This is a genomic window from Halomonas bluephagenesis (genome assembly GCF_054790765.1).
The window spans coordinates 3144294-3159167 of the sequence record NZ_CP133631.1 but is presented as its reverse complement, the minus strand read 5'-3'; the positions used below and the strand labels follow the sequence as shown (position 1 = coordinate 3159167).

Sequence of the window (14874 nt, the reverse complement as noted above, 5' to 3'; positions counted from 1 at the left end):
GTGCGACTAGAGGTCAATAGCTTACCAGCCAGTGACTTCTTTCAGTGCATCGCCGATTTCAGCCAGAGAACGCACGGTTTTAACACCGGCATCTTCCAGGGCAGCAAACTTCTCATCCGCAGTACCTTTACCGCCAGAGATGATTGCGCCCGCATGGCCCATACGCTTGCCAGGAGGTGCAGTCACACCGGCAATGTAGGAAACTACAGGCTTAGAAACGTTGGCTTTGATGTAAGCCGCTGCTTCTTCTTCAGCCGTACCACCGATTTCACCGATCATTACGATCGCTTCGGTTTTCGGGTCTTTCTCAAACATTTCAAGAATGTCGATGAAGTTAGAACCCGGAATCGGATCACCACCGATGCCTACACAAGTAGACTGACCGAAACCATGGTCAGTTGTCTGCTTAACGGCTTCGTAAGTCAGAGTACCTGAACGCGACACAATACCGACTTTACCCGGCTGGTGAATGTGGCCCGGCATAATACCGATTTTGCATTCGCCAGGCGTGATAACACCTGGGCAGTTCGGACCGATCAGACGTACGCCCAGCTCGTCGCATTTTACTTTTGCTTCGAGCATATCTAGCGTCGCGATACCTTCGGTGATGCACACGATCAACTTGATGCCAGCGTTAGCGGCTTCAAGAATCGAGTCTTTACAGAACGGTGCCGGAACGTAGATCACGCTGGCTTCCGCACCGGTTTTCTCAACCGCTTCTTTCACGGTGTTGAAAACGGGCAGGCCCAGGTGCGTCTGGCCGCCTTTGCCCGGCGTAACACCACCGACCATTTGCGTGCCATAGGCAATCGCCTGTTCGGAGTGGAACGTGCCCTGGCCACCGGTGAAACCTTGGCAGATGACCTTGGTGTTCTTATCGATCAGGATGCTCATTACTTGCCCTCCGCTGCTTTTACAACCTGCTGAGCCGCGTCGGTCAGACTGGTAGCAGCGATGATGTTCAGACCGCTAGACGCCAGTTTTTCAGCGCCCAATTCAGCGTTGTTACCTTCCAGACGCACAACCACTGGAACGTTAACACCGACTTGTTCAACAGCACCGATGATGCCTTCAGCAATCATGTCGCAACGAACGATACCGCCGAAGATGTTCACCAGAACCGCTTTGACGTTGTCGTCAGACAAGATGATCTTGAACGCTTCTGCAACGCGCTCTTTAGTCGCGCCGCCACCAACGTCCAGGAAGTTAGCAGGCTTACCGCCACTCAGGTTGACGATGTCCATGGTGCCCATGGCCAAGCCAGCACCGTTAACCATGCAGCCGATGTTGCCATCAAGTGCTACATAGTTCAGTTCCCACTTCGCTGCATCAGCTTCACGCTGATCTTCCTGGGAAGGATCGCGCATCGCCTGAAGATCTGGGTGACGGTACAGCGCGTTGCTGTCGAGTCCCAGTTTAGCGTCGAGGCAGTGCAGATTGCCTTCGTCGGTAATAACCAGCGGGTTAATTTCTAACAGCGCCAGATCTTTGTCATGGAACAGCTTAGAAAGGCCCAGGAAAATCTTTGTGAACTGCTTGATCTGGTCGCCTTTAAGGCCCAAAGCAAATGCCAGCTCACGCGCTTGGTAGGGCTGTGCGCCGACCAGCGGATCGATTTCAGCTTTCAAAATCTTTTCTGGCGTTTCTTCAGCAACGGTCTCGATTTCAACACCGCCTTCGGTAGAGGCCATGAAGACCACACGACGGGTAGTACGGTCGACAACTGCGCCAAGATACAGCTCATCAGCGATGTCGGTGCAAGTCTCAACCAAAATCTTAGCAACCGGCTGACCTTTTTCGTCAGTCTGGAAGGTTACCAGGTTCTTGCCTAACCACTGCTCGGCGAAGGCTTTCGCTTCGGCCGGATCTTTAATCAGCTTAACGCCGCCCGCTTTACCGCGGCCACCAGCGTGAACCTGGGCTTTAACCACCCACATGTCGCCGCCGATCTTTTTGCACGCTTCTTCGGCTTCTTCGGGAGTGTCCACGGCAAAGCCTTTAGACACTGGTAGACCATAATCAGCAAACAGCTGTTTGCCTTGATACTCGTGAAGGTTCATCGATTCATGCCATTGGTTGCATGTGACTCGAACGATGACCCGCTTCTTTATAAGAGCGGGGCATCCCCGTACCTTCGTCCCCGCTGATTTCTCACAGAGCCGAAAGTGTTGCGCCACCTGACGGTGGCGCTTGGTTGTTGCTTAGCGAATTACTTGCGCTTCTTACGGTTAGCCATGTGAATGGCATGGCCTTCTACCGCAAGAGCTGCTTCATGCACTGCTTCCGACATGGTCGGATGTGCATAGCAGGTCAGAGCCAGGTCTTCGGCGCTAGAGCCGAATTCCATTGCAATCACGCCTTGAGCAATCATCTCACCCGCGTGCTGACCAACGATATGCATGCCGAGGATACGGTCGGTTTCCGCATCGGCAATAATCTTGGCGCTACCTTCGGTGGCGTTGTTCGCCATGGCACGACCACTTGCCGCGAATGGGAAGCTACCGGTCTTAACTTCAATGCCTTTCGCTTTGGCATCTTGCTCGGTCATACCAACCCACGCTACTTCCGGGAACGTGTAAATCACGTTCGGAATCGTGTCGTAGTTCATCTCGGCTTTGTGGCCAGCGATGATATCAGCAACCATAATGCCTTCTTCAGATGCCTTGTGCGCCAGCATGGGGCCACGCACACAGTCACCAATGGCGTAAACACCCGGTACATTGGTACGGCACTGATCATCAACAAAGATAAATCCACGCTCGTCCAGCTCAACGCTGACACCATCGGCAATCACGCCTTTGGTGTACGGACGACGACCAACACAAACAATCAGTTTGTCGAAGGTCATTTCCTGTTCGCCATTGGCATCGGTGTACTTCACAATGACTTCGTCGCCATTGGTTTCCGAACCAGTCACGCGGGCGCCCAGTTTAATATCCAGACCCTGCTTTTTGAGCAGCTTCTGCGTTTCTTTAGCGATCGCCGTATCGACCATCGGCAAGAAACTATCCATCGCTTCCAAAACCGTGACTTCGGAACCCAAACGGCTCCAAACGCTACCCAGCTCTAGACCGATAACGCCAGCGCCAATAACGCCTAAGCGCTTCGGCGTTTCCTGAAATTCCAGCGCGCCGGTGGAATCAACAATCAAGCCTTCAGTTAGCGGCGTCGGAGGAATTTCAACCGGCACGGAACCTGCAGCAATGACGATATTATCAGCGTCGTAAGTGGTGGTATTGCCATCTAAGTCAGTGACTTCGACTTGCTTACCGGAGACCACTTTACCGGTTCCTTCAATAGCGGTAACGCCGTTGGCCTTAAACAGACCAGAGATGCCGCCGGTCAAGTTCTTAACGATCTTGTCCTTGCGAGCCATCATTTTTTTGACGTCCATGGTGACGTCACCGGCATTGATACCCATGTCGTCGAAATCGTGCTTGGCTTCAACGAACTTATGCGAGGCTTCAAGCAACGCTTTGGACGGGATACAACCGACGTTCAAACACGTACCACCGTGAACGACATTGCCTTCTTTACCAATCCATTTTTCAACACAGGCGGCTTTCAGGCCTAGCTGCGCAGCGCGGATAGCCGCTACGTAGCCACCAGGACCTGCACCGATAACGATCACATCAAACTTGTCAGCCATGTTGGCTCCTTTAGCTTGGTTGCCTCCCCCCGCGTGAATCTAAACCGGGCAAGAGGCAAGGTGCGATTGCATTAGAACGCTAATACAGCAGCGGAGGCGGATCAGCGCGCTCCGTTATACGTCCAGCAGCAAGCGAGCCGGGTCTTCCAGCAGCTCTTTAATAGTAACCAGGAAACGTACCGCATCTTTACCATCAATCATGCGGTGGTCGTAGGACAGCGCCAGATACATCATCGGGCGAATCTCGACCTTACCATTCACGGCCATTGGACGATCCTGGATTTTGTGCATGCCCAGGATAGCGGTCTGCGGCGGATTGATAATCGGGGTCGACATCAAAGAGCCAAACGTACCGCCGTTGGTGATAGTGAAGGTGCCGCCGATCATGTCATCCATGCCCAGCTTACCGTCACGACCACGCTTACCGAAATCAACAATCGTTCTCTCGACGTCGGCAATTTTCATGCTGTCGGTGTCGCGCAGTACCGGTACGACCAGACCGCGGTCCGTTGATACCGCGACGCCGATATCCTGATAACCGTGGTAGACGATATCAGTACCGTCAATAGAGGCGTTAACATCCGGGAAGCGCTTGAGTGCTTCAGAAGCCGCTTTCACAAAGAAGCCCATAAAGCCCAATTTAATATCGTGAGCCTTTAGGAACGTATCTTTGTACTGCGCACGCAGGGCCATGATTTCAGTCATGTCCACTTCGTTGTACGTGGTCAGCATGGCAGCCGTTTGCTGGGCCTGAACCAGACGCTTAGCAATGGTTTGACGCAGACGCGTCATCGGAACGCGCTTCTCGACGCGCTCACCTTCCACTGCCGGTGCAGCGGCGGCTTTCGCTGGCGCTGAAGATTTCGCTGCCTTTTTGGCAGAGCCATCTTTCACTGCTTTTTGCACGTCTTCTTTCAAGATGCGGCCACCTTTGCCGGTGCCCTCAATCTTGGCAACATCCAGATCATGCTCAGCAACCATTTTGCGTGCCGCTGGCGCTAGAATTTTATCGCCGACTTTCTCATCAGAGCCTTCATCATCGCTGCTCGAAGCGCTGGAAGAAGAAGCACTGCTGCTCTCTTCACCAGCACCACCAGCACCTTCGGTAAAGACGGCCAGAACTGCTTCGGATTCAACCTGGCTGCCTTCTTCGGCTTTAATTTCTGCCAGTGCGCCGTCGGCCGGTGCGACAACTTCAAGCACCACCTTGTCGGTTTCGATGTCAGCTAGCACTTCATCGCGCTTAACTGCTTCACCCACTTTCTTGTGCCACGTCGCCACGGTGCCTTCCTGGATAGACTCAGGGAAGCTTGGGGCTTTTACGTCATGTTGCTTTCCACCGCCGTTACCGCCGCTGGCTTTTTTCTCTTCTTGCTTATCGTCTTTTTTCGCTTCAGACGATTTAGCGCTAGCGTCGTCAGAAGATTTCTCTTCTTTACTGCCAGACGCGCTGCCTTCACCGATTTTGCCTAACACTTGTTCTGACTCAACGGTATCGCCCTCTTCGGCCATCACGTCAGTCAGGGTTCCCGCTTCCGGTGCGACGACTTCGAGCACCACTTTGTCGGTTTCAATTTCAACAATCAGCTCGTCGCGTTCAACGCTGTCACCCGGCTTTTTATGCCACGCGGCCACAGTGCCTTCGGCAACGGATTCCGGAAAGGTTGGCGCTTTGATATCAGTAGCCATGTCGTTTCCCTTATGTGTTCTCTAAACCCGGTGGGCGCTTATAGGTTAAAAGCGTCTTCCACCAGCTGGCGCTGCTGTTCAGTGTGGACGGACATATAGCCCGCTGCCGGCGCGGCAGAGGCAGGACGTCCTGCAAATTTCAAATCACGTCCGAAGCCATCTTTCAGCATATCGGCAACGGCGCGCATGTGGTGCTGACTTGAGTACCAAGCGCCTTGGTTCAGCGGCTCTTCCTGGCACCACACGATGTCTTCCACATTGGCATACGCCTGGAGCACTTCCAGAAGCTCTTCTTTCGGGAAGGGGTAGAGTTGCTCAAGACGAATAATCGCCGTGTCATCACGCTCGTTTTCTGCACGCCAGTTGGCTAGGTCGTAGTACACCTTGCCAGCGCACATAATAACGCGAGTCACCTTTTCTGCCTCAAGATTCGCCTGATCCGGCAACACCATGTAGAACTTGCCGTGAGCGAGATCTTCTAGGCTAGATACCGCTTCTTTATGGCGCAATAGCGACTTCGGCGACATGATCACCAGCGGCTTACGCAACGGACGAATGACTTGACGTCGCATCAGATGATAAATCTGTGCGGGGGTTGTCGGCACACATACCTGCATGTTGTGCTCAGCGCACAGCTGCAAGAAGCGCTCTAACCGTGCGGAGGAGTGCTCGGGCCCCTGACCTTCATAGCCATGCGGCAACAACATGGTCAGTCCACACAGTCGTCCCCACTTGGTTTCGCCAGAGGAGATAAACTGGTCAACCACGACTTGGGCACCGTTAAAGAAGTCACCAAACTGGGCTTCCCAAATGACTAAGTCACCCGGTGCTGTCGTGGAGTAGCCGTACTCAAAAGCCAACACCGCTTCTTCCGATAGGAAGGAGTCGTGAATGGTAAAGCGTGGCTGACCGTCTGACATGTTCTGCAACGGCACGTACGTAGAACCATCTTTCTGGTTGTGCACTACCGCGTGACGGTGAGAGAACGTTCCACGTCCAACATCCTGACCAGTAATACGGATCGGATGGCCCTGATCCAGCAGCGTGGCATACGCCAGCGTTTCGGCGAAGCCCCAGTTAAGTCCCATGCCGCCCGCCTGCATTTTACGACGGTCTTCATAGATCTTAGCGACTTGGCGCTGTACTTCGACCCCATCAGGAATCTCGCACATTCTCGCTGCCAGTTGCTGCAGACGCTTCATATCGAAGGTAGTGTCTGCATCACCGGTCCACTCGTGCCCAAGGTAGGGCGCCCAATCCACAAAGAGTGACGTATTAGGCTCTTGCACCAAGGCATTCGCTACGTGGTTACCTGCCACAAGATCATCGCGGTAGGTTTCAACCATTGCCTTGGCATCTTCTTCTGACAATACACCCTGCTCGACCAAACGTTTTGCATAGAGCGAACGCGAAGAAGGGTGATCTTTAATCTTGGCGTACATCATCGGTTGGGTGCCCGATGGCTCGTCGGCCTCATTATGGCCGCGACGGCGGTAACACACCAGATCAATAACAACGTCTTTCTTAAACTGCTGACGGTAGTCCAACGCCACTTGGGTCGCATGGATAACCGCATCCGGATCATCGCCGTTAACATGGAAAATCGGCGCCTGAACCATCTTAGCGATGTCAGTACAGTATTCGGTGGAGCGCGCATCCAAGGGGTTCGACGTCGTGAAGCCCACTTGGTTGTTAATCACGATGTGTACCGTGCCGCCGGTTTTATAGGCACGGGTTTGAGACATCTGGAATGTCTCCATGACCACGCCCTGACCAGCAAACGCAGCATCGCCATGAACGTTGATTGGCAGTACTTTACTGCCCTCTTCGTCATTACGGCGATCTTGACGTGCACGCACCGAGCCTTCCACTACCGGCGCTACAATTTCCAAATGCGACGGGTTGAACGACATGGCCAAGTGGACTTCGCCACCAGGCGACATGACGTTAGAGCTAAAGCCTTGGTGATATTTCACATCACCAGAACCACGCTCGATCACCTTCTTACCGTCGAACTCGTCAATCAATTCAGCGGGGTTTTTACCCAAAATATTGACCAACAGGTTCAGGCGGCCACGGTGAGCCATGCCAATAACGACTTCTTTAGTACCATAGCCGCCGGACCGCTGAATCAACTCGTCCATCATTGGAACAAATGATTCACCGCCTTCTAGACCGAAGCGCTTGGTACCTGGATATTTAGACGCTAGGTAATTCTCCAAACCTTCGGCAGCGGTAAGGCGCTCCAGCACGTGCTTACGCACATCGTCGCTGAATTTCGGCGCACTTCGCACCGATTCAAAACGCCGTTGCAACCAACGTTTCTCTTCGGTATCGACGATGTGCATGATCTCGCAGCCGATAGAGCGACAATAAGTCTGCTCCAGCGCGTCAACGATCTCTCGCAACGGTGCTTTATCAATACCTAGAAAAAACGAACCGGTCTGGAACTCGGTGTCAAGATCAGCCTTGGAAAGCTGATGAAATGACAGATCGAGGTCTGGGACGGGGGTGGGATTACGCAGTCCTAGCGGGTCGATATTGGCCTTCTGATGGCCACGAAAGCGGTATGCGTTAATCAGCTGCAGGACTTTTACCTGCTTTTTATTCTCACCGCTATCGGGGGCGGCGGCTACCCTGCCTGGGCGACTTTCACGGCCCAGTTGGTAGAACTGATCACGAGTGGGGCTTAGTGGAACATCGTGGGAGGCACTGCCCTCAGAACGCGGCAGCTGATCAAAATAGCTGCGCCATTCGTCTGAGACAGAATCAGGATCGGCGAGGTACTGCTCATAAAGCGCTTCCACGTAGTGGACATTGCCACCACTAACGTGAGAGGAACGCCACATCAACTCCATTATGCCTTGTTGCATCTCTCGGTCACCCTGCACTGATGGGGTGGTATCGGTATCGCTGCGGTCGCGCAACGACATCGCTATTGCCCTGCCGGCGGGGCGGGACATATGCCGGCGGCGCCGACCGGAGGCCGGAAGCCCTGTTCATACTAGCTGTTCATACTACATTTTCACTACGTACTATTTCGCTACGTACTATTTCTCTACTTGCTATTATCGCTTCCATCGCTTCGCATTTGCATTTGCATTACATTGATACGAGGCGTTTTCCTATCTAGTCGTGCTTGATCAGTTCATGCTCAAAAGCCGGTACTTTCGGCACCGGCTTTTAAACTTGACTGGTTAGGTAGTGCGACGCGTCGCCGCACCACATAACGTCCCTATGATAACAAGCGAAGCGCCACGATTTAAGTGGCTTTATGCAGCAACTTACGTAGCGATCGCATTTTTTTCATAGGATTAGGCGTTTACGTCGCATCAGCCAGCAACATTTCACGAATTTTACCAATTGCACGGGTCGGATTTAGCCCTTTTGGACAAACCGCAACGCAATTCATAATGCCGCGGCAGCGGAAAACGGAGAACGGATCTTCCAGGCTGGTAAGGCGTTCGCGGGTAGCCGTATCACGTGTATCAGCAAGGAAGCGATAAGACTGGAGCAAACCAGCCGGACCAACAAACTTGTCTGGGTTCCACCAGAACGACGGGCAAGATGTCGAACAACATGCGCACAGAATACATTCATACAGGCCATCTAGCTTGTCGCGTTCTTCTGGCGATTGCAGACGTTCGATCGCCGGTGCTGGCTCGTCGTTCTGTAGATACGGCTGAATACGCTCGTACTGCTTATAGAACAGCCCCATATCAACGACCATATCGCGGATAACCGGCAGACCTGGTAACGGGCGTAAGGTCAACTTGTTGCCTTTCACAACATCTGACAGCGGCGTAATACATGCCAAGCCGTTTTTACCGTTCATGTTCATGCCATCGGAACCGCACACGCCTTCACGGCAGCTGCGACGGAACGCTAGCCCGCTATCCTGCTCTTTCATCAGGTGCAGAACATCCAGCACCATCAGATCGCGGCCTTTGGTATCGACCTGGAACTCCTGCATATAAGGCGCGGAGTCGGTTTCCGGATTGTAGCGGTATACGGATACCTGAAGGTTAGACATGGTGACTCCCTCTCGTCAGTGCAGAGATTAGTAGGTGCGAACCTTAGGCTCGAACGTATCAACAGTTTTCGGCTTGAAGTTAACGTCGCGCTTCTTCAGCTCTTTCGTGGCCGGGAAGTAGAGCGAGTGTTTCAGCCAGTTGACATCATCACGGTCAGGATAGTCGTAGCGCGAGTGCGCACCACGGCTCTCATTACGCTCAAGGGCAGCAATCGCCGTTGCTTCCGCCACTTCCATCAGGTTATCAAGTTCTAAGGCCTCAACACGCGCCGTGTTGAAAGCATTGGACTTGTCCGGCAGGTGCGCGTTGGCAATACGGCTGCGTAGATCCGCCAGCTTTTTGACACCTTCCTGCATATTCTTCTCTTCGCGGAATACGCCGAAAGAGGTCTGCATGATGTCTTGAAGCTCTGCTTTAAGCTCAGGAATGCTTTCGCCACCCTCCGACTCATTCCAGCGCGTAATACGCTTCATTGCTGATTCGATATCAGATTCAGAAGCATCCAGGTAGTCAATACCTTCGTTAAGCGCGCCTTCAATAAACATCCCCGCCGCACGACCGAATACCACTAGATCAAGCAGAGAGTTACCGCCCAAGCGGTTAGCACCGTGAACCGATACACACGCCGCCTCACCACAGGCAAACAAGCCATTAACGATATGGTCGTTACCGCTTTCGTCCTGGGTAATTGCTTGGCCATGAATATTGGTGGGAATACCACCCATCATGTAGTGGCAAGTGGGTACAACCGGAATCGGGTCTTTGGCAGGATCAACGTGAGCGAACGTTTTCGACAGCTCAACGATACCCGGCAGGCGCTTACCAAGAACTTCTTCGCCCAGGTGGTCAAGCTTCAAGAAGACGTGATCGCCCTTCTCGCCGCAGCCACGACCTTCAAGAATTTCCATGACCATAGAGCGTGCAACAACGTCACGGCCGGCCAAGTCTTTGGCGTTCGGAGCATAACGCTCCATGAAGCGCTCACCGTCTTTATTGATCAGGTAACCACCCTCACCACGGCAGCCTTCAGTGACCAGCGTACCCGCACCGTAGATACCGGTCGGATGGAACTGCCACATTTCCATGTCCTGCATCGGGAAGCCAGCACGCAGCGCCATGCCGATACCGTCGCCGGTATTGATCAAGGCATTAGTAGTAGAGGCATAGATACGGCCTGCACCACCTGTCGCCAAAACAGTGGCTTTCGATTTAACGTGGACAACTTCGCCAGTTTCGATGCACATGGCGATACAACCGACCACATCACCGTTGCTATTTTTCACCAGATCTACCGCGTACCACTCATTCAAGAACGTCGTGTTGTTCTTGAGGTTGTTTTGGTAGAGCGTATGAAGCAGTGCATGACCAGTACGGTCAGCGGCTGCACAGGTACGTGCCGCCTGACCGCCTTCGCCGAAGTTTTTCGACTGGCCACCAAACGGACGCTGATAAATACGGCCATTATCGAAGCGCGAGAACGGAAGCCCCATGTGCTCAAGCTCAAAAACCGCTTTCGGGCCTTCTGAACACATGTACTCAGCCGCGTCTTGGTCAGCAATGTAGTCGCCGCCTTTAACGGTGTCGTACATGTGCCAGCGCCAGTCATCGTTCGGGTCTGAAGAGGCGATAGCGCAGGTAATGCCGCCCTGAGCAGAAACCGTGTGAGAGCGTGTCGGGAACACTTTGGACAGTACGGCTGTCTTTTTGCCAGACTTGGCAAGCTCTAGAGCAGCACGTAATCCAGAGCCACCGCCACCGATGATAATGGCGTCAAATGTCAGGCTACGAAGGTTAGACATGTATCAAGCTCCCCACAGAATTTGAATGCCCCACACCAGGTATACGAAGATGGCCAGAATAATCAGGGTCTGGACACCCACGCGCAGGCGAGTGGACTTGAGATAATCGGTGGTGACCGTCCACAAACCGATCCAGGCGTGCGCTGCAATCGAAACAAACGCTAGCAGCGAGAAAATACGCATCCAAGTTTGTTCGAACAGTCCGCTCCAGGCGTAGTAATCCAGGTTAGGATTGAGCAGCAGGTAGGCGACGATAAAGACGGTATATACAGCTAGAATTACCGCTGAAACGCGCTGCATTAGCCAATCGGATAACCCGCTACGGCCAAAACTTGTGATGTTGGTTACCATACCCAAACTCCTGCCAGGATGATCAGAACGACACTGACGACAACAGTGATCTGTGCTTTTTTCACGCCACCTTCAAGGGTCACGCCGATATCCGCATCCATTAACAGGTGTTTAACGCCTGCCACAAAATGGAATGCCAATGCGGATAACAATCCCCAGGCAATGAACTTGGCGAAAAAGTTATTGGCCAATGCGTTGCTGACGGCATCAAAGCCAGCCGGAGACGATAGTGATTTACCCAGCGCCCAAAAAGCGAAGATCAGGCCAACGAAGAGGATGACACCCGTAATACGGTGTGTAATCGACGTTAGCGCCGGTAGTGGGAAATGTATCGTAGTAAGGTCTAAGTTTACGGGTCGTTTGCTATTCACGGCGTTATACACACTCTCTTGGCCCGCTCTGCGACAGGTCGGGCATGGCCCGAGCGGGCAGTGGTTGCTGGAAGGGGCTCGGCCGCTGCCAAGTCGAGCACGACCTCCTATCTGCCGGTCGCGCGCCGTGGATTATAAGAACCTTCGCCCCTGCTGACAAACCGAACTCAAGCTTAACTCGACTATGGTGCAAGAAAAATGAGGTCTACCCGAGTCGATTTTGCGTTGCAGCATGGTTATAGTGACAGGAGATTGATGGTTTGATAAGCCCGTTAACGTGTCGTCAATCCCCTGACGCTTCTTTACTATGAACTCCATGCTTATCATATACAAAGATTATCCAATACAACAATAGCTGTACAAGGATACCTAGCGCTTAGGCTAATTGACAAAATGTCGCACACTTCTATAGTAGGCGAGCCTTTTCGCCGGCGCGGTATGCGAAACAACGACATTACGTCCCAAACCGAATTCGAAAGGAGGCCAGCATGGCTGACAGGAAAGCGACATTGACGGTAGACGGTCTAGAAAAACCGATCGAACTACCCATGTATTCCGGCACACTTGGCCCCGACGTCATCGACGTACGCGGCTTGGGTGCTGAAGGCCTGTTTACCTACGATCCCGGCTTCATGGCCCCCTCTCCCTGCCAGTCCGCCATCACTTATATTGATGGCGGCAAGGGCGTGCTGCTACACCGCGGCTACCCTATTGACCAACTGGCCAAAGAGTCTAATTTTGTCGAGGTATGCTACACCCTGTTATTCGGTGAGCTACCCAACGATGAACAGTATGCAGATTTCGAGTCGCGCATTCGTAACCACACCATGGTGCACGACCAAATCAACAACTTCTTCAAAGGGTTCCGTCGCGATGCGCACCCAATGTCCATCCTGTGTGGTGTCGTTGGCGGCCTAGCTGCTTTCTACCATGACCACATGGACATTACCCAAGAAGAAGACCGCGTGATCAGCGCTATTCGTCTCATTGCAAAAATGCCTACCCTGGCCGCAATGTCGCATAAATATAACGTTGGCCAGCCGTTCAACTACCCCCGCAACGACCTGAGCTATGCAGAGAACTTCCTCTACATGATGTTCAGCAACCCGTGCGAAGAGTACAAAATCAATCCGGTGTACGCGAAAGCCATGGACCGCATCTTTATGCTGCACGCGGATCATGAGCAAAACGCCTCTACCTCTACAGTACGCTTAGCTGGCTCAACCGGCGCCAACCCATTTGCCTGTATCAGTGCAGGTATTGCAGCACTTTGGGGCCCAGCACACGGCGGTGCCAACGAAGCTGTACTGAATATGCTTGACGAAATTGGCGACGACTCTGAAGAAAACATTCAGCGCTTTGTCGACAAAGCAAAAGACAAGGATGACCCCTTCAAGCTGATGGGCTTTGGTCACCGCGTTTATCGCAACTTTGACCCGCGCGCCAAAGTAATGAAAGAGACCTGCGACGAAGTACTGGCTGAGCTTGGCTTAGCCGACGACCCGCAGCTCAAAATCGCCAAGCGCCTTGAGCAAATTGCCCTGGAAGATGAGTACTTCATCGAACGTAAGCTTTATCCAAACGTCGACTTCTACTCTGGCATCATTCTCAAAGCCATGGGCATTCCGACCAATATGTTTACCGTCATTTTCGCGGTATCTCGCACCATTGGCTGGATCTCTCACTGGCATGAAATGCTCAGCGAAAGCTACAAAATTGGCCGCCCGCGCCAGCTGTATATCGGCCACGATATGCGCGACTATCCTAAAAAATAACGCCGCGGTAACAACGCAGCGTCACTAGGATAATAAAAGGCCACCCACGGGTGGCCTTTTGCTTATCGTAAATTCACTTCTCTCTATTGTTCCTCACACACAAACCACTCCCCCACACAAATAAGGTGCTCTATGCGAACCATTACTACTGTTGCCTTTATTGGCCTGGGCGTTATGGGTTATCCCATGGCAGGTCACCTCGCCAAACAAGGCCTGACAACGCGCGTGTACAACCGCACAAGCAGCAAAGCGGATGCCTGGGCAAAAGAGCATGGCGGCACCGCCCATGCCACACCCAAGGAAGCCGCCGACGGCGCGGATCTTGTTTTGATATGCGTAGGCAATGACGACGACGTCAGACAAGTAACTACCGGCACCGACGGCGTATTGAGCAGCATGGCAGCCGACACCTACCTCATCGACCACACCACCGCCTCTGCAGACCTAGCCCTGGAGCTAGACACCATCTGCCGCAAGCAAGGCGTGGCCTTTCTAGATGCCCCCGTTTCTGGCGGGCAGCAAGGGGCAGAAAATGGCGCACTGACGATTATGTGCGGTGGAGAACAGGCACACTTTGACGCTGTACAACCCATCCTTGATCACTATGCTCGCGCCGTCACTCTGATGGGCAGTGCTAGCAGTGGCCAGCTTACCAAAATGGTTAACCAGATTTGTATTGCTGGCTTGGTACAAGGTCTTGCCGAAGGCTTGCACTTCGCTGAACAAGCAGGGCTGGACCAACAACAGGTGATCGATGTGGTGTCTAAAGGCGCGGCAGGCTCATGGCAGATGGAAAACCGCCACAAAACGATGATAGCCAATGAGTATAACCATGGCTTTGCAGTGGACTGGATGCGCAAGGATTTAGGGATTTGTTTAGAGCAGGCTCGCCGATTGAGCGCCACACTACCCGTGACCGCCCTTGTCGACCAATTTTATGCTGATGTGCAACGTATGAAGGGTGGACGTTGGGACACTTCGTCGCTATTAAAGCGCTTACAAAAGCCAGAATAACGCTTGACTTTTAAGCGCCTCGATCTTGAAAAGGGTTTTCCACACTATCTGTGGATAACCCTGTTCACAACCACTACAAAACGTCCCACAATCGCCATGAACAGTGACCCAGCCTTAAATTGGTCATTTTTTAACCTAATATAACTTATTGATTTAAAAGAGATAATTCTAAATCACTGATTTTTTGAGACA

At 52.8% G+C, this 14874-nt stretch carries 11 protein-coding genes; 2 read left to right on the top strand and 9 right to left on the bottom strand.

Annotated features, from left to right (window positions below; genetic code table 11):
- Positions 1–21: 21 nt before the first annotated feature.
- The 9 genes from sucD to sdhC form a co-directional block, all read right to left on the bottom strand.
- Positions 22–894, bottom strand: a complete 873-nt coding sequence (sucD, locus tag REH51_RS14305; protein WP_009722518.1) for a succinate--CoA ligase subunit alpha — start codon at positions 892–894, stop codon at positions 22–24.
- The gene (gene sucC, locus REH51_RS14300; protein ID WP_009722517.1) at positions 894–2060 is read right to left on the bottom strand and encodes an ADP-forming succinate--CoA ligase subunit beta; all 1167 of its coding nucleotides are present in this window, start codon (positions 2058–2060) and stop codon (positions 894–896) included. Before sucC ends, sucD begins: the two co-directional genes overlap by 1 nt.
- Before the next feature lie 149 nt (positions 2061–2209).
- Complete coding sequence (gene lpdA / locus REH51_RS14295) at positions 2210–3649, bottom strand: dihydrolipoyl dehydrogenase (RefSeq protein ID WP_009722516.1); 1440 nt, start codon at positions 3647–3649, stop codon at positions 2210–2212.
- A 114-nt stretch (positions 3650–3763) separates the two neighbouring features.
- A complete protein-coding gene (odhB, locus tag REH51_RS14290) occupies positions 3764–5338 on the bottom strand; it encodes a 2-oxoglutarate dehydrogenase complex dihydrolipoyllysine-residue succinyltransferase (RefSeq protein ID WP_009722515.1) in 1575 nt (524 codons plus the stop codon).
- Positions 5339–5376: 38 nt separating this feature from the next.
- Positions 5377–8211 carry a 2-oxoglutarate dehydrogenase E1 component gene (locus tag REH51_RS14285; RefSeq protein ID WP_009722514.1) on the bottom strand — a complete coding sequence of 945 codons (2835 nt, stop codon included), beginning with the start codon at positions 8209–8211 and terminating at the stop codon, positions 5377–5379.
- A 449-nt stretch (positions 8212–8660) separates the two neighbouring features.
- A complete protein-coding gene (locus REH51_RS14280; RefSeq protein WP_009722513.1) occupies positions 8661–9371 on the bottom strand; it encodes a succinate dehydrogenase iron-sulfur subunit in 711 nt (236 codons plus the stop codon).
- A 27-nt stretch (positions 9372–9398) separates the two neighbouring features.
- The gene (sdhA, locus tag REH51_RS14275; protein WP_009722512.1) at positions 9399–11171 is read right to left on the bottom strand and encodes a succinate dehydrogenase flavoprotein subunit; all 1773 of its coding nucleotides are present in this window, start codon (positions 11169–11171) and stop codon (positions 9399–9401) included.
- A gap of 3 nt (positions 11172–11174) precedes the next feature.
- Positions 11175–11522: a succinate dehydrogenase, hydrophobic membrane anchor protein gene (gene sdhD / locus REH51_RS14270; protein WP_009722511.1), complete on the bottom strand. Its 348-nt coding sequence runs from the start codon at positions 11520–11522 to the stop codon at positions 11175–11177.
- A complete protein-coding gene (sdhC, locus tag REH51_RS14265) occupies positions 11516–11893 on the bottom strand; it encodes a succinate dehydrogenase, cytochrome b556 subunit (protein ID WP_186004638.1) in 378 nt (125 codons plus the stop codon). The genes sdhD and sdhC overlap by 7 nt, the downstream gene beginning before the upstream one ends.
- Before the next feature lie 488 nt (positions 11894–12381).
- Here sdhC and gltA point away from each other — a divergent pair, with 488 nt between their 5' ends.
- Both gltA and REH51_RS14255 read left to right on the top strand, forming a co-directional pair.
- A complete protein-coding gene (gltA, locus tag REH51_RS14260; protein ID WP_498936130.1) occupies positions 12382–13668 on the top strand; it encodes a citrate synthase in 1287 nt (428 codons plus the stop codon).
- Positions 13669–13800: 132 nt separating this feature from the next.
- Positions 13801–14682: an NAD(P)-dependent oxidoreductase gene (locus REH51_RS14255; RefSeq protein WP_009722508.1), complete on the top strand. Its 882-nt coding sequence runs from the start codon at positions 13801–13803 to the stop codon at positions 14680–14682.
- The last annotated feature ends 192 nt before the right edge of the window (positions 14683–14874 follow it).